19 protein-coding genes and 2 pseudogenes are annotated in these 24,398 nt (G+C 49.3%); 16 read left to right on the forward strand and 5 right to left on the reverse strand.

The window, feature by feature from the left end:
• Window positions 1-3: 3 nt before the first annotated feature.
• Entirely contained in the window at window positions 4-387 is a 384-nt protein-coding gene (locus AB3114_RS01475) for a DUF2255 family protein (protein ID WP_367341488.1), read from the reverse strand.
• Window positions 388-641: 254 nt separating this feature from the next.
• Between AB3114_RS01475 and AB3114_RS01480 the strand changes: the two genes are divergently transcribed.
• Window positions 642-1,571: a LysR family transcriptional regulator gene (locus AB3114_RS01480; RefSeq protein WP_367341489.1), complete on the forward strand. Its 930-nt coding sequence runs from the start codon at window positions 642-644 to the stop codon at window positions 1,569-1,571.
• Between the two features lie 46 nt (window positions 1,572-1,617).
• On the opposite strand, the gene AB3114_RS01485 is transcribed toward AB3114_RS01480, so the two are convergent.
• Window positions 1,618-2,718 (reverse strand): acyltransferase, encoded by a 1,101-nt coding sequence (locus AB3114_RS01485; protein ID WP_367341490.1) that lies wholly within the window; start codon window positions 2,716-2,718, stop codon window positions 1,618-1,620.
• 12 nt (window positions 2,719-2,730) lie between these two features.
• Complete coding sequence (locus AB3114_RS01490; protein WP_367341491.1) at window positions 2,731-2,865, reverse strand: hypothetical protein; 135 nt, start codon at window positions 2,863-2,865, stop codon at window positions 2,731-2,733.
• 124 nt (window positions 2,866-2,989) lie between these two features.
• On the opposite strand from AB3114_RS01490, the gene cls reads away from it, so the two are divergent.
• The 6 genes from cls (at window position 2,990) to AB3114_RS01520 (ending at window position 8,496) form a co-directional block, all read left to right on the forward strand.
• Window positions 2,990-4,462 (forward strand): cardiolipin synthase, encoded by a 1,473-nt coding sequence (gene cls, locus AB3114_RS01495; protein ID WP_367341492.1) that lies wholly within the window; start codon window positions 2,990-2,992, stop codon window positions 4,460-4,462.
• Window positions 4,463-4,826: 364 nt separating this feature from the next.
• Window positions 4,827-5,486, forward strand: a complete 660-nt coding sequence (locus tag AB3114_RS01500) for an amino acid ABC transporter permease (RefSeq protein ID WP_367341493.1) — start codon at window positions 4,827-4,829, stop codon at window positions 5,484-5,486.
• Complete coding sequence (locus AB3114_RS01505; protein WP_367341494.1) at window positions 5,467-6,144, forward strand: amino acid ABC transporter permease; 678 nt, start codon at window positions 5,467-5,469, stop codon at window positions 6,142-6,144. The genes AB3114_RS01500 and AB3114_RS01505 overlap by 20 nt, the downstream gene beginning before the upstream one ends.
• 14 nt (window positions 6,145-6,158) lie before the next feature.
• A complete protein-coding gene (locus tag AB3114_RS01510) occupies window positions 6,159-6,899 on the forward strand; it encodes an amino acid ABC transporter ATP-binding protein (RefSeq protein WP_367341495.1) in 741 nt (246 codons plus the stop codon).
• A 17-nt stretch (window positions 6,900-6,916) separates the two neighbouring features.
• A complete protein-coding gene (locus AB3114_RS01515; RefSeq protein WP_367341496.1) occupies window positions 6,917-7,780 on the forward strand; it encodes a transporter substrate-binding domain-containing protein in 864 nt (287 codons plus the stop codon).
• Between the two features lie 152 nt (window positions 7,781-7,932).
• Window positions 7,933-8,496, forward strand: a complete 564-nt coding sequence (locus AB3114_RS01520) for a TMEM175 family protein (RefSeq protein ID WP_367341497.1) — start codon at window positions 7,933-7,935, stop codon at window positions 8,494-8,496.
• A gap of 109 nt (window positions 8,497-8,605) precedes the next feature.
• Here AB3114_RS01520 and AB3114_RS01525 read toward each other — a convergent pair whose 3' ends face one another.
• A complete protein-coding gene (locus AB3114_RS01525) occupies window positions 8,606-8,962 on the reverse strand; it encodes a carboxymuconolactone decarboxylase family protein (RefSeq protein WP_367341498.1) in 357 nt (118 codons plus the stop codon).
• A 208-nt stretch (window positions 8,963-9,170) separates the two neighbouring features.
• On the opposite strand from AB3114_RS01525, the gene AB3114_RS01530 reads away from it, so the two are divergent.
• From AB3114_RS01530 to AB3114_RS01540, 3 genes are read left to right on the forward strand one after another with little or no spacing between them, the layout of a single operon-like run.
• A complete protein-coding gene (locus AB3114_RS01530) occupies window positions 9,171-12,920 on the forward strand; it encodes a PD-(D/E)XK nuclease family protein (protein WP_367341499.1) in 3,750 nt (1,249 codons plus the stop codon).
• Entirely contained in the window at window positions 12,907-16,893 is a 3,987-nt protein-coding gene (gene addA / locus AB3114_RS01535) for a helicase-exonuclease AddAB subunit AddA (protein ID WP_367341500.1), read from the forward strand. Before AB3114_RS01530 ends, addA begins: the two co-directional genes overlap by 14 nt.
• Window positions 16,894-16,904: 11 nt before the next feature.
• The gene (locus AB3114_RS01540) at window positions 16,905-17,363 is read left to right on the forward strand and encodes a DUF441 domain-containing protein (RefSeq protein WP_367341501.1); all 459 of its coding nucleotides are present in this window, start codon (window positions 16,905-16,907) and stop codon (window positions 17,361-17,363) included.
• A 98-nt stretch (window positions 17,364-17,461) separates the two neighbouring features.
• Here the strand turns inward: AB3114_RS01540 and AB3114_RS01545 are convergent.
• A pseudogene (locus tag AB3114_RS01545) lies at window positions 17,462-18,432 on the reverse strand (GMP reductase).
• A gap of 205 nt (window positions 18,433-18,637) precedes the next feature.
• On the opposite strand from AB3114_RS01545, the gene AB3114_RS01550 reads away from it, so the two are divergent.
• From AB3114_RS01550 to pyrE, 6 genes and pseudogenes are all read left to right on the forward strand, one after another.
• Window positions 18,638-19,933, forward strand: coding sequence for an adenylosuccinate synthase (locus AB3114_RS01550; protein ID WP_367341502.1), 1,296 nt, complete (start codon window positions 18,638-18,640; stop codon window positions 19,931-19,933).
• A gap of 121 nt (window positions 19,934-20,054) precedes the next feature.
• Entirely contained in the window at window positions 20,055-21,002 is a 948-nt protein-coding gene (locus tag AB3114_RS01555; protein WP_367341503.1) for a LacI family DNA-binding transcriptional regulator, read from the forward strand.
• A 186-nt stretch (window positions 21,003-21,188) separates the two neighbouring features.
• Complete coding sequence (gene pyrR, locus AB3114_RS01560; RefSeq protein ID WP_367341504.1) at window positions 21,189-21,719, forward strand: bifunctional pyr operon transcriptional regulator/uracil phosphoribosyltransferase PyrR; 531 nt, start codon at window positions 21,189-21,191, stop codon at window positions 21,717-21,719.
• A gap of 124 nt (window positions 21,720-21,843) precedes the next feature.
• The gene (locus AB3114_RS01565; protein WP_367341591.1) at window positions 21,844-22,767 is read left to right on the forward strand and encodes a dihydroorotate dehydrogenase; all 924 of its coding nucleotides are present in this window, start codon (window positions 21,844-21,846) and stop codon (window positions 22,765-22,767) included.
• A pseudogene (gene pyrF / locus AB3114_RS01570) lies at window positions 22,749-23,501 on the forward strand (orotidine-5'-phosphate decarboxylase); the annotation flags it as partial. The gene AB3114_RS01565 and the pseudogene pyrF, both read left to right, overlap by 19 nt.
• A 27-nt stretch (window positions 23,502-23,528) precedes the next feature.
• Entirely contained in the window at window positions 23,529-24,140 is a 612-nt protein-coding gene (gene pyrE, locus AB3114_RS01575) for an orotate phosphoribosyltransferase (RefSeq protein WP_367341592.1), read from the forward strand.
• Window positions 24,141-24,398: the final 258 nt, after the last annotated feature.

Below are 24,398 nucleotides of genomic sequence, written 5' to 3' on the forward strand. Positions count from 1 at the left end.
TTCTTACCTCCTAGTTGATTCGCTTTTAACTAATTCCAAGGTGGCGTCAGCTGCCTTGTTGGAAACCATTAATTCCACCGGCAATTGCCAGTGATATTTGTGCAAGTACTGCTTGCTGACTTGTTCAATGGTTTCAGAATTGGTTACCGGAATGTATTTCACAGGATAATTGTGGCTATGCAATTCAATTACGCCGCCATTCTTAATCCCTTTTTGATACCACTTAGCTCCTTTTCCTTGAGCAGCGCGGATAAAGATTTTATCTGCAACTGCCACCACCCAAGTGGGTGAGTCTTCCAGAAAAGTGCTGCAATCGTTATCTAAAGGTCTGTTTTGAATGGCCTGAGCTAAATTGAATTGATCAATTTCACTATTAGTCCATGCCATTGATGTTGTCCTCCAATGAAGTACTGAGTTGTTCTTCAGATAAAATGGCTATTCATAGAAAAGTCTTAGCTTGATAATGCTGAGTTTCATGGAATAGGGATTAAGCTATGTGACTCTTCACTTTGATATAAGCCATCTCATTTGTCGATGTTTTTAGTATATGGCTGGTTCATAGCGATGTAAAATATCTATATTTAATTAAAAACGATACTCAAAATACATTAAGCGTGTATAATTAAAGTGAGGTGAAAAAGATGGAAACACGTGTCCTAAATTACTTCCTAAAAATCGCTCAACTCAACAACATGTCCAAGGCAGCGGAGCAATTGCACATTACCCAGCCGACCCTGAGCCGACAGATCAAGACACTTGAAGATTCCTTAGGGACGAAACTTTTTAACCGTGATAATAAAAAAATGACCCTGACAAACTCAGGAATCATTTTTCAGAAGAGGGCTCAGCAAATCGTCCAGCTGATCGCCAAGGCGGAGCAGGACGTCAGTGATCAGCAAGGCTTAAGCGGGGTGGTATCGATTGGCTGTGTTGAATCGACCGTCACCAACTTTCTCGGGACGATGATTGCTAGTTTCCATAGTAAGTACCCCCACGTCCGCTTTTCAATGTATGATGCCGATGGAGATGACATTCGCGAAAAGCTGGACCGGGGTACTGTTGACCTGGGGTTCTTGCTGACGCCGGTGGAATTAGCCAAGTATAATTCCGTTGATCTGCCAGTAGAGGATCGCTGGTGTCTATTAGTACCTAAAGACGATCCGATTGCCAAGCAGACCAAAATTTCGTTGGAAGCTCTTCGTAAGTTGCCACTAATCATTCCATCACGTAATATTATCCAAAGCGAGATCTTGGCTTGGGCCAAAACACCGGATTCTGAATTGCATATCGTCAGCTCACAAAACCTGCTGAGCAATTCACTGTTCCTGGTTAAGGCAGGAATTGGCTATGCCATCTGTGCGAGCGGAGCCTTCTCCAACCGACCGGATGATGATATTGTTTCAATTCCGATTGATACGACAACCGTGATCAAACACGCCATGGCATGGCGAAAGAATTACACTTTGTCACAGTCAACACAAACCTTCATTGAATTCATTAAGGATGAAATTAACAACCCCGATTCGCTGTGGCAACTTTACATCAAGGAAAAACGGGAAAAAGAAAATTAGCGAAACAAAAAGCCGTCGAGCAAAAAAGTTCGACAGCTTTGCTGTATTATCTCTTAATTAATTGAACAAGTTTTGGCCTAATGGTATGCCAGACGGCGTGGTTGCCAAAGGCAGATGCAAAGGACATCAACCAGGTTAAGAGGTAGACAATCAGAATGCCCCAGACGTGGTGTTCAGCGGTAAAGGTCTTACCGAAGGACCACCAAACGATCGCCATCCAGAAACTGCTGCTGAGAAAGGCCCGGTGAGCAAAGGTGGCGAAGAGATGAAAGAAGTGCGTCGCCGAGCTGTGACGATCGATTTGCCAGCGTGCGAAAACGAAGATCAGGCCGATGACGACCAGGTCATAGAACAGCATCATCGGTTTGTAGTAAGGCGCATTGGCAAGGACGAGGGGATGACCATAGCTGAATAGCTGGCGGTTGTTCCAGGCAAAAGTGATGATGAAGAGGATGATCAGTACCCACCAGTATTTCTTGAGGGCGCGGAAGACGTTTTCGTGATATTGCCAAGCGAGTGTCCCCAAAACACCATAGATAAGAAAACTCAGGAAAACCCGGTCCAACAAGTACCATTGTTTGGAATAGGGACCGTGAAAAACCAGGGTGTCGTACATCAATAGCCAGAGCAATTCAAACGCCAGTGTAATGGCGATGATAAACCAGGCTCGCCGGGGATGGTGATCACACCAGTGACCGATCATCCAGAAAATGGGTGTTAAGATGATGAATTGCAGCATCATGACGTTGTACCACAGGTGGGGTGCTGCGTTACCGTTGATGAATTGCCAACAAAATGTCAACGCGTTGTGATAGTGTTGAACCTGTTGCAGATTGGGCATGATGGTTAGGTAGATCAGCGCCCACCAGATACTGGGTACGAAGAGCAGCCCCCAGCAATTATGCATGTAACGGCGGTAGCCGATATTGGTGTTAATGGTCGTCCGGATCGTCGAGTAAAGAATACCAAAGATGAAGGCGGGCGCCGAAAATTTGATGGCATCGTAGGCAAAACCGATGCCGTTTTGGTAGTTGATCGATGGGGTGACGCTGATGCCCAACACCAGGACGTTTTGGAGAATCACCGTTGAAAGGGCAAAGACCTTCAGATAGTCGCCGACGTCAGCGTCTGGGTCGTAAGATTGCATAGCTGCGCCCCCTTAGCGCCGGTTTTGGTAGAGGTAGGCGGCCAGAACAATCAGAACCAGCAGGATGATGGCGGCAACGGGATTGCGGTTAAAGAGCATGTGGAAAAGACGAACTTGACCGATGCCGAGCGGTAAGAAATTGAGCATGTGAAATCATTCCTTTGCGATAATTATAGTTACATTATAACGATTTTCTGATTATCACGCTTAGTGAAAGTTAGTCACTTGCGTTAGAATTAAAGAATAATAAGTAAACATGGGGGAGGAGCAGATGGAGCTTACCTGGGAAGTAATTGAATATACTCTCTTGACAGTGATTATCGTCAATGAATTAATTGCGTTTTTCACCGTCTTCCGGGAAAAGCGGGACATTGCTGCGACGTGGGCTTGGCTGTTAGTCCTCACTTTTTTGCCCGTAATTGGTTTCATCATCTACGCCTTTCTTGGACGAAAACTGTCGCACCACAAGATGGAACGAATCCAAACCGAAACGCAGGTCGAGATGAGCGAGGCCCTGAAGGCGCAAAAGCGACGTTTCCTAGCAATGAAGCGTCCAGAAGAAGACACGATGCGGGTTTACCGGCGCACCATCATGCTCTTTCAAAATGTCGCCGACTCCTTCGTCAGTCAGCATAACCGCGTCAAGATTTATACGGATGGACATCAGCTCTTTGATCAGATGTTTGACGACATTGCTGCGGCTAAGGACAGCATTCATATCGAGTTTTACAGTATCTACAACGACCGGATTGGCAACAAACTGCGGACCTTGTTGGAACAAAAGGCAGCTGAAGGAGTCGAGGTTCGGGTGTTGTACGATTCCTGGGGTTCGATGGGCGTTAAGCCGAGCTTTTACGACCACTTGCGCGAACTGGGCGGTCAGGCGGCGCCTTTCCTGATGACGCGGAGCAACCTCTTCGACTTCCGGCTGAACTACCGTGACCACCGAAAAATCGTGACGATCGATGGGCAACAGGGTTATATCGGTGGTTTCAACATCGGTGACCAGTATCTCGGGCGAAAAGAAAAATTTGGCCCATGGCGTGACACCCATCTGAAAATCATCGGTGGAGCGGTTTATTCCCTCCAGCAGCAATTTATTCGTGATTGGAACGCATCAGCGGCCAACCGTAAGAACCGGATTGATCATTACCGGCCATACTTCCCGGAGATCACTGTACCCGATACGGAAGGGGATGCGGCTTTGCAGATCGTGGCCAGCGGGCCAGATTCTCAGCTTCAGCAGATCAAACTTGGTTACCTGCGGTTGATCAACGCGGCCCAGGATCATATTTGGATTCAGACCCCATACCTGATTCCTGACGATTCCGTGTTAGATGCGCTGCGAATTGCGGCCAAGTCCGGTATTGACGTGCGAATCATGGTACCGCACATGCCGGATCACCCCTTTGTTTACCGGGCTACCCAGTACTATGCCCACCAGCTGGCGGATGATGGAGTCACCATTTACTTCTATCAGGCTGGCTTTATGCACGCCAAGACGATTGTAGTCGACGGCAAAATGGGTTCGGTTGGTTCGGCCAACATGGACGTGCGAAGCTACAAACTGAATTTCGAGGCTAACACCTTCATCTACGATCGGGACGTCATCGACCGCTTGGAGCGGATCTTTGTCAATGACATCCGCAGCAGCCACGTCATTACCCCGGAGATGTTTGCCAATATGAACCCTTGGCTGCGCTTCAAACAGAGCGCAAGCCGCCTGCTATCACCAATTTTGTAGTCGAGATGTTCAGGAGAAGTTCCTACTATGACTGCCATACATAATGGGCAATGCAATTAATTCAGTTTAACTAACAAAAAGTTAGCAAATTTCTATTGACAAGGGATTAAAGGAATATTAGAATACAATTAATCAATCAAGGAGGGAGTACGAATAATGCTGAGTTTCACCATGGTAGCAGAACAATGTGTTACTTGTTGCAGCGACTGTAACATGTTTTTTGCTATGGCGAAAATTCAGTAATTCGTACTGGTAAATTTTTCTTGGAGGGAATCTACTTCTGAGAGGACAGGACCTGCGATTTCTGGATGAAGTCGCAGGTTTTTTGTGTTCTTTAGACCCGAAAAATAAGGAGGTTTGATCAATGAGCTGGGCCATTATCCAACAGAGTTTGCCTGAGTTTGCCAAGGGTTTCCAGTTAACACTCTGGCTCTCCCTTGTGGGTATCATCGGGGCAATTATCGTTGGCTTGATTAGCAGTTTACTGCAGTATTTCCGTGTACCAGTGATTAGTCGCATTTTTGACATTTACGTTGAAGTTGCTCGTAACACTCCATTACTAATTCAGCTATTCTTTTTATATTATGCTTTCCCGGTGATGGGAATGAAGATGTCGGCGCGAACCTGTGGGATCATCGGATTGATCTTTCTTGGTGGTGCCTACATGGCGGAAGGCTTTACTGGCGGATTCAAAGGCGTCAGCAAAAGCCAAATCGATAATGGCCAGGCGCTGGGGATGAACAATTGGCAGTTAGCACGCTACGTGATTCTGCCACAGGGATTCTCCTTGAGCATGCCGGCTCTCGCGGCTAACATCATTTTCCTGATTAAGGAAACGTCGATTTTTACCGTGATTGCAATTCCTGAATTGACCAACACCGCTCTTGATCTGATCGGGATGTACTACCGGTCCAATGAATACCTGTTTGTGTTGGTCATCGCTTACGCAATCATCTTGATTCCGTTGATTTTGATTCTGAACTGGCTAGAAAGGAAGGTGCGCTATGGGACATTCGGGGATTAACGTTCTAATCGAAGGAACTAACTTCACCCGCTTGCTGGGCGGCCTCTGGACGTCAGTTTGGATCGCCGGTTTGTCATTGATCTTCGGCCTGGCACTGGGGACGATCTTTGGGATGTTGCGAACGCTGCGTAACCGCGTAGTTCGTTTTATCCTGATGCTGTATTTGCAATTCTTCCGGATCGTCCCAACGGTCGTGCTGTTGTTCCTGTTCTACTACATCTTGCCGCGACAGTTTCACATTAACTGGCCGGCATCGTGGATGGCTGTTCTCGCCTTCACTCTCTGGGTAGCAGCGGAATTCAGCGACATCGTCCGTGGGGCACTGCAATCCGTTCCGAAACACCAGCGTGAAACCGGTGAGGCCTTGGGATTGAACAATTGGCAGTTGTTCCGCTACGTCCTGTTACCACAGGCGTTGCAGCTGGAACTGCCCGCAACCATCAACCTGGCAACCCGTGTGATTAAGACGACTTCACTGCTGCTGATGATCAGTGTCATGGATGTGATTAACATCGGTCAGCAGATTATCGAAGCAAATAACCAGAGCTACCCAACCGGCGTGTTCTGGGTTTACGGTTTGATCTTCATTCTGTACTTCATCATCGACTACCCGCTTTCGCGGTGGGCTAAACACTTGGAAGCAAGGCAGAAACAATAATTGGGAGGTGTACCATGGCGGAAGATATTTTAAAAGTTGAACATTTAAATAAGTTTTATGGCGATTGGCAAGCCCTTCACGACATTAACTTCAGCGTCAAGAAGGGTGAAGTTGTTGCTCTGCTGGGCCCATCTGGTTCCGGGAAAAGTACGCTGATCCGGACTCTCAACGGTCTGGAGCCTTACAAGAGCGGCACCATTTATTTCCATGGCAAGGCCATTGAACCGAGCCATAAATCATGGTTAGCGATTCGCCAAAAGATCGGGATGGTTTTCCAGAGTTATGATCTTTTCCCGAACTTAACGGTTCTGCAAAACATCATGTTGGCACCGACCAAGGTTCAGAAACGTAACCCGGACGATGTGAAAAAAGAAGCATTGGCATTGCTGAAGCGAGTGGAACTGGCCGACCATGCTGATTCCTACCCACGGGAATTGTCCGGTGGGCAGAAACAGCGGATTGCGATTGTTCGCTCATTGGCGATGCACCCTGAACTGATGTTATTTGACGAAGTGACGGCTTCTTTGGACCCTGAAATGGTCCGGGGAGTTCTGGAGATCATCAAGCGGCTGTCTGATGAAGAAGATATGACGATGATCATCGTTAGCCACGAAATGAACTTCGTTGAACAGATTGCTGATCGAGTTCTCTTCTTGGAGAACGGGAAGATTCTTGAGCAAACGCCAGGCAAGCAGTTCTTTAAGCAACCGCAAACCCAACGTGCTGCAGACTTTTTGAACAGTATGGATTTTTAATAAAGGAGATTGAGAATATGAAGTTTAAGATCAATTGGAAGAAGATTGTCGCTGGTGCTTTGACGGTTGCGAGTGTTGCTGCTCTGGCTGCTGGTACTAATTTCGTGAAGCCAAGTCAAGCTAACGCCGCAAGTAACACTAGTTCAGTCAGTGCCATCAAGAAGCGTGGCCAACTGCGTGTCGCTGTCTTTGGTGACCTGCCGCCATACGGCTGGGTTAACAAGAATGGTAAGCGGGTTGGTTATGACGTTACTCTGGCTCGTCGGATGGCCAAGGACCTCGGCGTTAAGCCAAAGTTCGTTCAAGTTAATGCCAACAACCGTGTTGACACTTTGAACTCTAATAAGGCTGACATCGTGCTGGCTAACTTCACGGTGACCCCACAACGGAAGCAGGTTATCAGCTTTGCTAAGCCTTACATGAAGGTTTCTGTTGGTGTTGTTTCACCAAAGAACAAGAAGGTTTCCAGTGTTGACCAACTGCGTGGTAAGAAGCTGATCGTCAACAAGGGGACCACTGCTGAAAACTACTTCACTAGCCACAGCCATGGTGCTTCCCTGATGAAGTTCGACTCCAAGACTCAACAGTTTAACGCTCTGAAGAACGGTCGTGCCGCTGCCTTGGCTGACGACAACTCTTACCTGTACGCTTGGACTAAGAAGAACCCGAAGTACACGGTTGCCATCAAGAGTGTTGGCCCTCACCAATACATCGCTCCAGCTGTTAAGAAGGGCAACTCTTCACTGCTGAACTGGTCTAACAAGGAAATCACGAAGCTGAACAAGCAGAGTTTCTTCACCAAGGACTACAACAGTCAACTGAAGCCATACTTCGGTAAGGAAGTTAAGCCGAGTGACATTGTGTTGAAGCAGGGGAATTAAATAGGAAGTGCAACACCACTCAAGTAAGAGCCCGGTGATCTAAATAAAAGCGAGAGCTGGCATGGAAATGTCGGCTCCCGCTTTTTTAGTATTTCTTTCAAAGACACGATATAATGATATAAATTATCAGCAATTATAGAAGTGAGGCCATCATGAATAAAGAAAGATTAGCAGCATTCACAGATGCAATTGTAGCTATTGCCGCTACAATCATGGTATTGGAGCTACATGTACCTAAATTCAGTACTTTTGCCAGTTTTTGGGACGAAAGAAGCACCTTTATTGCTTACATCATTAGTTTCTTCCTAATTTATACTGTTTGGTATAATCACCATAATTTATTTGAGAAAGCTAAACATATTACCCCACGAATTTTCTTGGTCAATGGTTTTTGGCTATTTATTGTCACTCTGATTCCATTTACGACTGCTTGGGTTGGTAGTGATCCTAATAGTTTTGCGCCAGAGTTTTTGTATTCCTTTGTTTTGCTGCTATGGAGTATCACGTTTCACCTGCTAGATGTCCAAATTATTCATGATAATCCGCATGCTCAGCCTGATGAATCGACAAGACTCGTTTACAGAAGCGTATTGTACGGTCTGTACATTGTCTCCATTATCTTGTCATTTATAAAACCAGTTCTCGCAATTAGTTTAATTGGTATTGGTACTGTGGTATTAACCATAGTGACGTTTACGTCGGCGGTAAAAGAATAGCTTTGACTAGATCATTAAAATAAACGCAGTGAGCGTATGATTCAATTGCTTTAGATGACAAAATCCTCGAACTTCCCGATTCGGCATGTTCGAGGATTATTTTTTGCGGCTATTTCTTAGCTTCTTCTTCCTTCAAATACTGATCTGCACAAGCCAGTGCCCGGCCACCGTAGACAGTTGAAGGGCCGCCACCCATCATGATGGCGACATCGATGGTTTCGATGATCTCTTGGCGGGTAGCGCCGGCCTTAATGGCACCCTTAGTGTGTTGAACAATGCAGCCATCACAGCGAATCGCAATGGCAATGGCCAAGGCTTCCAGCAACTTTGTCTTAGTGTCGAGGGCGCCGGCTTCGGTGGCGTGCTTGTGGACTTCGGAGAATCCCTTGCCAACGTCACCGATGCTGTGGAAAAGATTACGGTTGTTTTGGATAACTTCGCTCAGCTTTTCATCATAATCTGTCATATTGAGGAGTCCTTTCCAAATTTAAAGCAACATCCACCTCAATGATAAGCTATTGTAATCGCTTTCACAAGTAGTGATTGATATTGCTAAATGCAAAGTCCCTGAGATGTTTCACGTGAAACACAAATACTAACGTGCAGTCAGGTGGGTGCATCTCACCCCGCAAACGTATAAAATAGAATAGTATTAATTTTCCGGAGGGATCGTCATGGGAAGCCTTAATTTTATCCTTGGTGAGGCCAGCAAGGACCACCAGCGAGAGCTAGTTCGTCAGCTAGCAGAGCAGTTGCGTGCCCACCCTCACGACCGCTTTTTTTATTTAGTGCCGAACCACATTAAATTTGCCAGTGAAATCAGTGTCCTCAAACATCTGCAGGCCCAATTAGGCGGGTCAGGAATCTATGCCCAATCTCGCGTTCAAGTCTTATCTTTGACCCGGCTTGCCTGGTACTTATTGCGTGATACAGCAGCTTATCAGGCACCACGATTGAGCAATGTCGGTGCAACGATGATGATGACTAAGTTGGTGCAGTCTCGTCAGGCTCAAATGGGTATTTACGCTGGTGAAGTTAAACGCCCGGGATTCGTTGCTAATTTAACTCAGCAGGTTCAGCAGTTACAGATGGCCAACATCAATCCTGATGATTTGCGGCAAGTGGCAGATCAGTTACTCCATGGATCTGCTGATCAAAATTCGGGCGTGCACATAAATCAGGCGGCTAAACTCCAGGTGATTGCTGATGTTTATGAGCACTTCAACCAGGTGACAGGGGGTTATCTAGCTGCCAGCAACACCTACCAGCAGTTAGCGACTTACCTGGATCAACATGATTTTTCCCATACCCATTTTTACTTCGATCGTTTTGCCCAGTTCACAGCGAACGAATACTTAGTGGTTAGAAAGATGATTGTCAATGCCGCTAGTACGAGCATTGCCATGGTGTTGGACCGGCCCTACCGCAATGGTAAGCTGCCGGCAAATCATGACCTCTACTATGAAGCGGGAAACCAGTATGCACAGTTAGTTAACTTTGCTAAAGCCCAATCCGATGTCCAATTGAAGGCCGACGTTGCAGCAGTCCATCCGCGAGTAAGCCAAGATCTGCAAGATGTAGAGGCTGTGATGAAGGCTGCTGCTCACTTTGGTCGACCTGTTCAACCAATGCAGCTGCCAGCACACGTCAAGTTCTTTACTGCACCGACGCGGCTTGCTGAAGTGCAGCGGGTGGCCAACCAAATTCGTCAGCTGGTGGCGAGTGGTCAGTACCGTTTTCGTGATTTCCTGGTACTGACCCGCCATTTGGACAAATACGCTAACGTGATCGAGCCAATTTTTGCGGCAGCCGGGATTCCGGCCTTTAACGACCACGAAAAGCGGATGAACAAGTACCCGCTAGTAACGCTGATTCAGGAATTATTTGAACTTAAAGAAGCAGGCTTTCAAACCAATAATGTGATGGGCCTGCTGAAAACGGGCTTGCTCTTTCCTTATGGTCGGCAAGACTTAGATGGTAATGAACTGACGCGCACTCGCTTCATGAACATGGTTTACCAAACCGAGAACTGGTGCCTGGCTAACGGGATTGTTGCTAGTGACTGGACGAGCAACTATAACTGGTCTTATGAAGATGGCCGACCGGTCAAGGGCGTTGATTACCAGGTACCGGTGACAGAAGATGACGATCAGCTTACCCGGTTGACCAAAGAAAACAACTTTGCCATCAATACCGTCAAACGCTTTGTGACGTCCCTGTTGCGACCACTGTTTAAGGCGATGGATCAAGCTAAAGATGGCCGGTCGTTGGCACTGGTTTTGTACAATTTTTTGAATGACAAAGCCCAGGTAACGCGACAGCTCAGTCGGTGGGCCCAATTGGATCGCCAAAATGGTGACCAGGCCGCCGCTGAACAACCGCACCAGGTATGGGAAGAGCTGTGTAAGCTGCTGGATGAATACGTCGACATCATGGGCCAGGATCAGGACGTAACGGCTACTGACTTTGGTCAAATTCTGACCAACGGCCTGGCAGTGGCGGATTACTCACAGATTCCTTCGACGCTGGACCAAGTGATGGTTTCCGAAATGGGAATTACGCAAACTAATGAGCGCAAGATCACCATTATTATCGGAGCCACTGAAGATGTGATGCCGGAGGCCAAGAAGGCTACTGGTTTACTCAATGATGCAGAACGGCAACTCATCAATAAGGGCGTTGCGGAAGGCAAATACCTGCCGACCACGGGAATTTTGCGTCTGCGCAACGAACCCTTTATCGCCTACATCGCCATGCTTTCGGGAACGGAAGGGTTGATGATGACCGCACCGACAACCGATAACGCCGATGATAAGACGGGACTGGCCATATCACCTTACATGGTCGCACTGGCGCGAGCCTTCGGTTGTTGGGACGAAGAGAATCAGTCGCTAAAGAACGACCAGCCATTCGCTCCGCAACCAGCGGACGAGTCGGCAGAAGTAATGCCATTTATCGGCAGTCCGACGATGACGGCCGGGGTTGTGATGCGCGTACTGAGAACGGCCAAAGAAAATCAGCAAAGCGTGCACCAACAACGCCATTCTTCATTGGCGCAGGATCGGTTGTTACTCAGCCCGGCTTGGCAGGCAGTGGATCGGGCCTTGGCAACGACGCAGACAGCAGGCTATCAGAAAGGCGCGGCAGGCCTCTATTACCATAATGACCCGCAGTCTTTGCCGGCAGCACTGGCCCAGAAATTATACGGACGCCGTGACCGGGATGGTGTACTGCGTTTGCGGGGCTCCATTTCACAGTTAGAAACCTTCTATCGCAACCCTTACCAATACTTCCTGCAATATGGGCTGGGATTGAAGAAACGCCAGGAGATGGAAATTGCTAGCGATAATGCCGGAACCTTCTTCCACGATGGCCTGGCCCAGTTCATTCACCTGGTTCCGCAAAACCAACTAGCCAAGTTGTCTGCCGACGACGTGCACCACTACGCCCACCAAGCTAGTCGTTTCGCCATTCAACAACAGCCAGGGCTGGATAACTACCGCCAAAAACACCAGCGTGTCAACTTCCAGGTGCAGCAACTCGACGCAATGATTCAGACAATGGCCCGGGTATTGTGGCGTCAGTCACTGGGAACCAACGCCGTACCGCTGGTGACGGAACAATCATTTGGGCCGAATGCTAGCCGTGACGAAGACGAGAACCAGTCGCTGCGGCCGCTGCGAATTGATTTGGGACAGCGCGCGGAACTCTACCTCCGTGGACGGATCGACCGAATCGACCTGCTGCGTAAAGATCCAGCCAAGCAACTGACGGATGATTACCTGACCGTGGTTGACTACAAGTCTGGCAACCGTAAATTTGAATTGGCAGATGCCCTCGGCGGGATCGAGCTGCAACTGTTGGCCTACCTCAACGTGTTGAACGATCCTCGCAACGAAGCTATTTTGCTGGATGGACAAAGAGCAAAAGTTGGGGGAGCCAATTTCTTGCACTTGAGCAAGCCACGTTTTAAGTATCCCCAGCTTAAGCTCAGCAGTTTCCTAACCAAAAATTATGCCTATCACGGCATTCTCCAAGAAGCCCAACCGTTCCTGGACGAATTGAGCAGTGGCCAGGACGCCAGCGTGCCCAATCTGTTCTTTAACAGCTATAAGACAAAGAAGACACTCAAAGCCAAGAGCGGGTCAGTATTGCTGGAACCAGCACTCTTTGACCAGCTACTGAAAGAAAACGTTGCTCTAATGCGGAAAGCGGGACAGCGGATTTTGAATGGTGATGACCGCTTGGAACCATTCCGGAAGATTAGCGGCAATCAGCGGCAAACCGGCCTAGATTATTCGGACTACGGTGACGTCTTCCATTTCGATGACGTCCTGGACCAAGATTGCTACCACGACCTGCCAACGGACGAAGAAACACTGATGAATCAACTAAGGGAGGATCAGGAAAATGGCAAAGACTAACTACACGCCACGTCAGCAGAAAGTTATCGATAGCCGTGGAAAGGATATACTGGTTTCCGCCTCTGCTGGTTCAGGGAAAACGACGGTACTGGTGGAACGGGTTCTGCAATTGTTGCGTGATGATCCCGACCTCAACATCGACGATTTTTTGCTGGTGACCTTTACTCGCGATGCTGCCCAGCATATGCGCGACAAGATTCGTGACCAGCTGCAGGCCAGCTCGGAACAACGCTTGCAGCGTCAAGCAGACCGGGTTTCTTTGGCAGATATCAGCACGATCGATGCCTTTTGCCAGCAGGTCATTCGCCGTTATTACTACGTGATCAACCTCGACCCGCAATACCGTTTGGTCAACGATGACACCGAGACGACGCTCTTGCAGAACCAGGCCTGGGATGATCTTTCAGAAGAGGAGTACACCAGTGACGCCGCCCAAAAGGACCCTGCCAAGCGGCTCTTCGAACGGTTGGTGATCAATTTTGCTGGTGACCGCAATGATGATCAGCTCTACGAAGTGGTGCAAAAACTCGATCAAGAAGCTAGTGCCAAGGCTGATCCTAAAAGCTGGCTGGTTGGTCTAGCAGACAGTTACCAGCTGACGAGTCAGGAATTTACCGAGAGTGACTTCTACCAACAGCAATTGCGTCCCTATCTGCAGGAACGCCTGCAGGACATTATCCATCGCTACGACCTATTAGAAGACCAGAGTGCCGATAGTTGGCCGGCATACCATAGCTTGATTGCCCATGATGCAGCACAGGTTCAAGCGATTGCGGATCAGTTGAAGGATGATTCTTGGGATGAACTGACGGCTGCTTTTGGCAATTTGAAGTGGAAGACCTTCACTAAGAAAATTAAAGAAGATTTTGGTGACGACAAAGCCCTGCTCAAACAGATGCAGGGAGCACGTGACGAGGGCAAAAAGGCGGTCAAATCGCTGGCTAGCCACTACTTTACTTTGAATAACCAGCAGCTCGTTCACCTCTCCGGGATCGCAGCAACGTTGGTGAAGAAGTTAGCGGACGTGACATGGGAATACCGGCAGCGTTACCAGCAGATCAAAGAAAAGCGCCACCTGCTCGACTTTGGTGACCTGGAACACCTGACCTACCAGATTATGACGACTGATACGGAAGCGGGGCACCAAGCCCAGGATGAGCTGCACCACCGTTACCGGGAGATTATGGTCGATGAGTACCAGGATACTAACCAGTTGCAGGACACGATCATCGGCGGCCTGAAAACTAAGGACTACAACCACCTCTTCATGGTGGGGGATGTCAAACAATCGATCTACCGTTTCCGTCAAGCGGACCCGTCACTTTTCCTGAAGCGGGCTGACCGCTACCAACGTCAGCCTCAGGACGGGGAGTTACTGACATTGAAGGAAAATTTCCGTTCGATGAAGAACGTCACTAGTCTGACCAACGCCATCTTTGAGCAGTTGATGGACCAAGGCTTTGGCGAGATGGACTACGATGATGAAGCCCACCTGCAGTTTGCGGCCAGTTGGTACCCTGACCATGCCGCACCGACAGAGCTGATGCTCTACGATGCCAATGATGTTTCTGATTCGGATGGAGCGACCGAGCAAGCATCAGCCAACAGGCAGTCCGCCCAGCAGACAACAGAAGAAGATTCATCTGCGGATCGGTTGGCCAAGGACGCGGCCCCCGAACCCGATAAGATGACCGGTGAAGTCCGCATGGTGGGAGCCCGCATCCTCCAGATGGTCGGGCACGACAAGATTTATGATGGTCAGCTGGGCGCCGAACGTCCCGTTGGTTTTGGTGACATTGCCATCCTGTCACGCACCAAGGCGGTTAATAATGAAATCGTCAACCAATTTGGCCAGCTGGGGATTCCCGTGACCGTCAGCGACGTCCGCAATTACTTCCAGTCCAATGAAGTAAGACTGATGCTGGATTTGTTGCGGTTAATTGATAATCCATACCAGGACATTCCGTTGGCCGCCGTGCTGCGTTCACCAATCGTCAACATGACCGAGCCGGAGATGGCCTACGTACGGATCAGTCAGCGCCACGTCGACTACTATTCGGCTTTGAAGAATTTTGTTGCCACTGATGCTGATGATTTCGTCTTGTTAGCTGATGGGACGGGCTTTGATAACGTGAGTGCCGTCGCTAGTCTGCAGGATAAGGCCAAGCACTTTCTAGATCAATTGCGGCAATGGCGCGGGGTAGCGCAGCGACGGTCGATTGGCGACTTAATCTGGCAGATCTATAAGGATACGGCCCTGCTGGATTACTTCGGTGCGATGCCTGGTGGGGAGCAGCGTCTAGCAAACCTGCATGCGCTCTACCAGCGTGCCAATCAATACGAAGAGAATGGCTACCAAGGGTTGTACCAATTCATCCGTTTCATCACACAGCTACAGAAGCGCGACGAAGACATCGGCCAAGCTGTCACTAAGACGGCCCCGAACATGGTGAACGTAATGACGATCCACGGTAGTAAGGGTTTGGAATTTCCGGTAGTCTTTCTGGTCGATACTAACCATGGTTTCCGGAAAGAGACGAGTGCAACGAAGATCGATGCCTATGCCGGGATTGGCATTTCCGTGGTGGACCGCCTGCCGGGAAAGGATGATCAGGGAAATGATGATTCGGCGCCCCTCCAACTCAGCGATCCGCAAGTGCAGTACAGTCTACCTCAGCAGGAACTGATTGGTACCGAAACCTTGCGCCGTGAACGGGCTGAAGACATGCGAATCCTCTACGTTGCCTTGACGCGGGCTGAGCAACGCTTGATCATTACGGGATCAATCAACGAGACCCAGCAGCGGCCCATCAAGACTTTGTGGAGCCATTGGGCGGCAGCGGCGAGTGATAACCAGCGTGTTCTACCGGCGAGCTTGCGGTTGCAGGCTAGTTCTTTCCTCGATTGGCTGGGGATGTGCTTGGCACGTTATCAGGACTTTGATCCGCAGGCTTGGGACGGTGAACTGACAGATCGTGAGCCAGCTAGTGATCTCCAGCTCAGCCCGACCCACTTTAAGATGGTTAAGATGAACCAGGCGGACGTCGACGCTCGACTGGATGCCATGGCCAAACAAGGGGATGAGCAAGTCCAGACTAAACCGACTCCCGTAGATGCGGCCTTCCAGTCGCGCCTGCAGCAGACGATTGCCTTTCGCAACGATCCGGCTGACCAGAGCGTCAATAACTATTTGCATTCCATTGCGACGGTAACCAATGCCTACCAAGCCGTTTCTGGGATTCGGCAGATGGTTAACATTGCCGATAACGATACCGGTGAGATGGCTCCGCTGCGTTTCCAGAAACGAGAAGCACTGACTGCTGATGCGGGAACAGATCAAAAGCAGGATCTGCCCACCAACTTTGCGACACCGCAATTTGCCAAAGCCGCCACGGCAGCGCCGAGTGCAACCTTGGTCGGTACGGCGACGCACCTGGTCTTTCAGAAGTTGCCGCTGAACCGGGGCAAAATGGACAAGCAGTTAGTGCAAGAGACGATTAATCGGCTGCGAGCCCAACAGCTGATCGCGAGTGATCAGATTGCGTCGCGGATCAACGTGGACGGGATCGTTGAATTTTACCAGACGCCGGTTGGCCAGCTGGTCCTGCAGAACGCGGGTGATGTTCACCGTGAAGCGCCATTTTCCATGTTGATCAATGCCGACCAATTATTTCAGGGACTGAGTCAGGATGACGGCAACGTCCTAATTCACGGGATCATTGACGGTTACCTGACAGTGGCGGGACAGACGTACCTCTTTGATTACAAGACGGACCGGATGCACCGCGGGGAGTCTGATGAGGAATTCCAGCAACGGATGATCGACGCCTATGGTGGTCAACTGAGGCTCTATGAAGAAGCGCTGCACCAGATTACGGCTGGATCTCAGATCGGGTCCGACAAGGTCCAGGCCCAACCAATTCATAAGTTCTTGTACCTGGTTCAAACAAAGCAGCAAGTAGAAATTCAATAGTGAGGTTAATTATGCAAAGTTGGCTTTTTTTAGCTCTCGTGTTAGTGGTTGCCGCAATCGGTAAGAATATGTCACTGGTGATTGCCAGTGTCGTTGTGATGGCCCTCAAACTGATTCCTTACACCCGCCAGTGGTTTCCAGTCATTCAGGCCAAGGGAATTAACTGGGGCGTGACGATCATTTCCATCGCCATTCTGATCCCAATCGCGACTGGTCAGATCACCTTTAAGGACCTCTGGCAGGCCTTCCGGATGCCGGCGGGTTGGATCGCAGTGGCTTGTGGGATCCTGGTTGCCGTGCTGTCTAAGTATGGCGTTAACCAGCTGGCCGCGGTTCCTCAGGTGACGGTGGCCCTCGTCTTCGGAACGATTCTGGGTGTTGTCTTCCTGAAAGGGGTGGCAGCTGGCCCCGTGATCGCGTCGGGGATGACCTACGTGATTATTTCGTTGTTGGGATTGAGTTTTCATTAAAATAGCAAAAGACTTCCCGCGGCATTACTCCGTGAGAAGTCTTTTTAGTTGATTAAGTATAAATAACCGAGATCCTGAAGACTTTATTAGCTCAAATCTTAGTCGTCCCCATCCATAATGGAGTTCTTGACGATCACGTAATCAACCTTACGGATGGACATCAGGTCGCGGCCACCGGCATAGGAAATCGATGACTGGAGGTCCTGCTGCATTTCATCCAGGGTATCTTTGATCGAGCCGCGATACGGCACAAGCATTTGCTTGCCTTCGACGTTGCGGTAGGCACCCTTCTGGATTTCTGAAGCGGAGCCCCAGTATTGCTTGTAGCGCTTGCCATCAAGGGTGATGACGTTGCCTGGTGATTCCAGGTGACCAGCCAACATGGAACCGATCATGACCATTGAAGCGCCGAAGCGGACGCATTTAGCGATATCGCCATTGTGACGGACACCGCCGTCAGCGATGATCGGTTTGGAAGCAGCCTTGCTGCACAGACGAACCGCTGACAGTTGCCAGCCACCAGTCCCAAAGCCTGTCTTCAGTTTAGTGATGCAGGCCTTACCAGGACCAACCCCAACTTTGGTAGCATCTGCACCGGCGTTTTCCAGGTCACGAACAGCTTCGGGAGTAGCCACGTTACCAGCTGTCAGGAAAGCATTAGGCAGCTGCTTTTTGATATATTTGATCATCTTGATGACGTAAATGGAGTGGCCATGTGCGACATCGATGGTGATGTATTCTGGGTTTAATTGTTCGGCTTTTAGTTGATCAATGAAGTCGTATTCACTGTCTTTAATACCGACCGAAATTTAAGCAAAGAGGCCGTGCTTATGCATGTCTTTGATGAAATCTTTCCGGGTTTCGGGTTCGAAGCGATGCATCACGTAATAGTAGCCGTTCTTGGCAAGCCACATAGCTAAATCCTCGTTAATCACACTAGCCATGTTGGCCGGACGGGGATCTTGAAACGCCGTGGTCCAAACTGGACACTGGTGTCCGCTTCTTTCCGGCTCTTGATGATACATTCGTTTGGCACGAGTTGCACGTCATCGAAATCAAATGTTTGCATATTGTCCTCCTTTTCATGCTTGAACAACACCCAACATATTATGGTCAAAGATCTCTCTTTCGTCAACAAAAAATATTCGGTGGTAAAACCGTACAATAGAAAATAACACCCTAAAATTTGTTCGCCATGTATTGATTATTGTTCGTTTATTGAGTAAACTGTGAAGGTAAGTATGTGCTGCAGATAATTTAATGAGGTGAATCTAATGACAGCAGTCGTGATTGTTGGCAGTCAGTGGGGCGATGAAGGGAAAGGTAAGATGACCGATTACCTGAGTCAGAAAGCTGATGTTGTTGTCCGTTCTCAGGGTGGCAACAACGCTGGCCACTCAATCGTTTTTGAAGGTAAGAAGTATGCTTTGCGCCTGGTTCCGTCTGGGATCTTCGGTGCTCATAAGCAAGCCGTAATTGGTAACGGGGTTGTTATTAACCCGAAGGCCTTACTGCAAGAAATTCACTACTTAAGTGGCAACGGTATTGATACCACCGGATTGCGGATTTCTAACCGGGCTCACATCACGATGCCATACCACATCGCCTTGGACCAATACGAAGAAGAAGCCAAGGGTGCTAACGCCGTTGGTACCACGAAGCGGGGCATTGGTCCTACTTATATGGATAAGGCGGCGCGGATCGGTATTCGGATGTGCGATCTGCTCGAACACGATACCTTCGCTGCTAAGCTGAAGCACAACCTGGCTTTGAAGAACAAGATCATCACCAAGGTTTATGGAAAAGAACCACTTCAGTTTGACGAAATCTTCAACGAATACATCGGCTACGCCAACGAATTACGGAAATACGTTACCGACACTTCACTGTTAGTTAACAACGCACTGGACGCTGACAAGAAGGTCCTCTTTGAAGGCGCTCAAGGGACGATGCTCGACCTGGATGAAGGGACTTACCCATACGTCACTTCATCTAACCCAGCTGCCGGTGGTGCCGCTACCGGTGCCGGGGTGGGTCCTAACAAGCTGCAGACGATCGTCGGTATTTGCAAGGCCTACTGCACCCGTGTTGGTTCCGGTCCATTCCCGACTGAACTCCACGATGAAATCGGCGATAGCATTCGTGAAAAGGGTAATGAATACGGTGTTGTTACCCACCGGCCACGGCGCATCGGCTGGTTCGACTCCGTGGCAATGCGTCACGCACGCCGGGCAGACGGAATGACTTGGCTGAGTCTGAACCTGCTGGATGTCCTGTCTGGCTTCAAGACCGTCAAGATCTGCAAGGCCTACGAACTCGATGGCAAAAAGATCGACTACTACCCAGCTAGCCTGAGCGAACTGGACCGTTGCAAGCCGATCTACGAAGAGATGCCTGGTTGGGACGAAGACATCACCAAGGTTAAGAAGTTCGAAGACTTACCAAAGAACGCTCAGAACTACCTTCACCGGATTGAAGAGCTGGCCCAAACGAAGCTGGCAACTGTATCTGTTGGTCCTGACCGTGATCAGACCATCATTCTCCATGACCCATGGAAGGATGCAGAATAAGGAAATAGAAATTGAGCCCGTGATTTAGGTCACGGACTTTTTTGTTGTGCTTTTATGCAAGCGGTTGCAAAAGCCCAAATAGCTATGATAAACTGTTTTAATAGAAAGGAAGGTGGCAATTGTGACAACGATCAAAGACATTGCGAGGGAAGCGGGAGTATCGGTATCTACGGCTTCGCGAGCGATGAATGATAATCCGCGGATCTCCGTCGCTACGCGGCAACGGATTCATAAGATTGCTGCCGAATTAAAATACGTTCCTAATGATAGTGCGCGTAACCTCACGCGCGGGGAAGCCAACATGGTGGGGCTCGTGATGCCGGTAACGGGTGAAGATGCGCCGGCGGATCCCTTCCATCTCGACCTGATGCGGGGAATCAGCAAGGCACTGCGGCCACATCATTACACGATGGCGATCACGATTGCGTCACAGATGGATCAACTGCTGGTTCAGGTCAAGTCGTTGGCGGAGCAATCACGAGTGAAAAACTTCCTGATCTTCTACGCAATTGAAAATGGCCCGGTGACTGACTACCTGCGTCAGCAGGGCCTGAACTACGTTGTCATCGGCCACCCGCGTGCAGAAGGCCGTGACCGCTTTGTCGATAGTGACAACGTTGCGGCGGGGATGGCGGCTACTGAACGCCTGCTAAAAACGGGGATTCAGCACCCCCTGTTCATTCGCTCCGACAATGATTATCCATTTGAACAGCGGCGTGAAGCCGGTTATCGCCAGGTGATGAAAGAGCATGGACTGACACCCCAGGTCTTTAGCCAGTGGGGGAATAGTGATAAAGTGCAAAGTATGATGACAGCTGATCCAGCCATTGACGGTCTGATCGGGGCGGATGATGTTTTGCTGGTCCGCTTCATCAGTGCTAGCCAGCGCCTCCACTGTTTCCGGCCAATGCCGATGCTGTGCTTTAATAATTCGCGGCTAATTGGGATGGTTTTGCCGGATGTGATCAAGGTGGACCTGCTACCACGTCAGATGGGTGCCCAGGCAGTTGACCTGCTCTTTGATCGGCAAAAACAAAAGGACTTGGTTGATTACCGAATTATCGGATAAGTTGGAAAAGTTCGGCTATTGCCGTTATCCCAGTATTGACTTAGCAATTCGAGACGTTTAAACTAAGTCTAAAGACCTTTAAGTTAGTCCAGTGAGGCTGAGAAGGAAACGGATACAAGTAGTAACACACCTTCGACCGCCAGGGCTTGAGGTGTGTTTTGTTTTACAAACTAAGGAGTGAATGGCATGGCTCATGAAATTGTAGACGGATCTAGTATGCAGCGGGCGTTGACACGGATTACCTACGAAATTATTGAACAAAATAAGGGTGTTGAAAACCTGGTGTTCGTTGGCATCAAGACGCGTGGTGTTTACTTAGCTAAACGTCTTGCTAAGCGGATGAAGCAGTTGGAAAACGTCGATGTGCCGGTTGCTTCGCTGGACATCACCCTTTACCGTGATGACCGCCACGTTCCTGACCGCCAACGCGATCCCGAAGTTAAGACGACGGACCTGGGCGTCGACATTTCCGACAAGCACGTCATCCTGGTCGATGATGTTCTCTTTACCGGTCGGACCGTCCGGGCTGCCCTCGATGCATTGATGGATCTCGGCCGTCCAAAGCGGATCTCACTGGCTGTCCTGGTTGACCGGGGCCACCGTGAGCTGCCAATTCGTCCAGACTTTGTTGGTAAAAACATTCCAACCTCTACTAATGAAACGGTTCATGTTGCCGTCGAAGAATACGATGGCCACGAAGGCATTTCAATCGATTAATCTTGTCGCCATTTAAATCGCTCCTGTGAGGGCATAACGGTGCACATTGCAATTTGATATTTGCAATCAAAAGCATTAGTTTGCCCAAATGAGCGAACTAGTGCTTTTTTTAGAAGGGAAGTTCATCATGGAAAACAATCGTTTGGCAGTGGAATTGCCAGGATTGAAGCTGAAAAACCCAGTGATCCCGTCGAGTGGGTGCTGCTGGTACGGTCAGGAAATTGCCAAAAACTACAATCTCAATCTTTTAGGTTCACTGGTCATCAAATCGACGACGCTACATGCCCGCGCTGGCAACCCGAAGCCACGGACCTGCAACACGACCGCTGGGTGGCTGAACGCTAACGGGCTCAACAACACCGGGGTTGACGACGTGGTTGCTACTAAGTTGCCTTGGTTGGGCAAGCATTACCCGAATCTGCCGGTCATCGGTAGTGCCGCTGGTTTCTCCGAAGAAGAATACGTTGAAGTCGTCAAGCGGATGTCTGCTTCCCCTTACGTCAGCGCAATTGAATTGAACGTGTCGTGCCCGAACGTCAAACACGGTGGTCTGGCAATGGGGACTGATCCTGAAGTCGTCGAACGCTTGACTAAGGAATGTGTTGCTGTCTCCAAGGTGCCGCTTTACGTCAAGCTGACGCCAAATATCACTAACATTGTGCCGATCGCCCAGGCTGCTGAACGCGGTGGTGCTAGCGGTTTGACGATGATCAACACGCTGACGGGATTGGCCATTAACCTGCGGACCCGCAAGCCAATGCTGAGTAACGTCACTGGTGGTCTTTCTGGTCACGCCATTAAGCCAATCGCTCTGCGGATGATCCACCAGGTACGCTCGGTATCACACATTCCAATTATCGGTGTCGGTGGTGTTGAGTCTGCCGAAGACGTGCTTGAAATGATGATGGCTGGTGCTAATGCCGTGGAAGTCGGCTCCGCTAGCTTCCACGATCCGCTGGCTATTCCGAAGATCATCGCTAACTTGCCGGCAGTAATGGATTATTATGGTGTGAAGAAGCTCACAGACTTATGGGAGGTACGATTCTAATGCGTTTTGAACCGATTGTTGCGATTGATGTCGCTACGAAAGACGAGGCTTTGCAACTGTTTGACGAACTGGCTGCTGATAAATCAACTCAGCCGATCGTTAAGATTGGGATGGAGCTTTACTACAGTTTTGGCCCATCAATTGTTGAAGAAGCAAAGAAACGCGGCTTCAAGATCTTCCTCGATCTGAAGGCACACGATATTCCGAACACGGTGATGCGGGCAATGCACGCCATTGGTAAGATGGGTGTTGAATTTACTACTATTCAGGCAGCTGGTGGCAGTGCCATGTTGAAGGCCGGCCTCAAAGGATTGACTGAGGGTGCTAAAGAAGCTGGCCAGCCAACCCCTAAGTTGCTGGCAATTACCCAGTTGACATCAATCGACGAAAACGTCCTGCACAATGAACAGCACGTTGACCTTCCATTGATTAAATCTGTGCAGAACTACGCCCACTTGGCTGAAATCTGTGGGCTGCCTGGCGTCATTTGCTCGGCCCAGGAAGTTCGGGCAATTCGCCAAGTGACCGGCCCTGATTTCCTTTGCATCACGCCGGGAATTCGTCCCAACCCGGCACAGACTAATGATGACCAAAAGCGGGTTGTGACACCAGCTCAGGCCCATGACCTCGGCAGCAACGGTATTGTCGTTGGCCGGCCGATTACCCGGGCAGATAATCCGGTTGCCGCTTACCAGGAAATCCGCGACGCCTTTCTCAACGGTGATCATGGCAAAGCAGCTGCCAAGCAGGTTGCTCATGACTTGTTAAACATCAAGGCGGTTTCGTTGCAACCAAGCAAGCCTTTTACCTGGGCTAGTGGCCTGCATTCACCAATCTATACTGACAACCGGTTGACCATCTCTTATCCAGATGTGCGGGGACACATCCATCAGGGGATGAGTGCTTTAATCAAGCATTTCTACCCCGAAGCCGAAGCAGTTGCGGGGGTGGCAACCGCCGGAATTCCACACGCAGCTTGGGTTGCTGAAGACCTGCATCTGCCGATGCTTTACGTTCGTTCGAAACCGAAGGACCACGGCCGTGGCAAGCAAATCGAAGGTGTCTTCAAGAAAGGTCAGAAAGTTGTTGTTATCGACGACTTGCTCTCCACTGGTGGCAGTGTGCTGAAGGCTGTCAAGGCTGTCCGCAAAGAGGGCGGCGATGTCATCGGCGTGATTTCCGTCTTCACTTACCAGTTGCCGATCGCTGACCAGAACTTCAAAGATGCTGGTCTGACATACCACTCAGTTACTAACTACACTACTTTGATTGAAACGGCTGAAGACCACAACCTGGTCAACCATGATGAATTGCAGTCGCTTCACGAATGGCGCAAGGATCCGCAAGCATGGTCTGACGCTCATGCCAACTAAGTAACACAATTCAATTAATCCCGTTCCTGACTTGAATGCTCAGGAGCGGGATTTTCTATATTCTTCACATAATGTGCATATGTTCGCTTATTGATTAAGACATTCAGAGTATTTTGTCCCATTGTGGCATGTTATCCAGTTAACAAAGTGGCTGATTGCTATAATTTTACACAATATTATTTATAAAATGACTGTGAACGAGTGCATTATATTAGCCTAAATGGGTAATTGACAGATAAACAATTTTCTTATGGAAAC

Origin of the sequence: Limosilactobacillus sp. (assembly GCF_040772465.1) — a bacterium.
Classification (GTDB): domain Bacteria; phylum Bacillota; class Bacilli; order Lactobacillales; family Lactobacillaceae; genus Limosilactobacillus.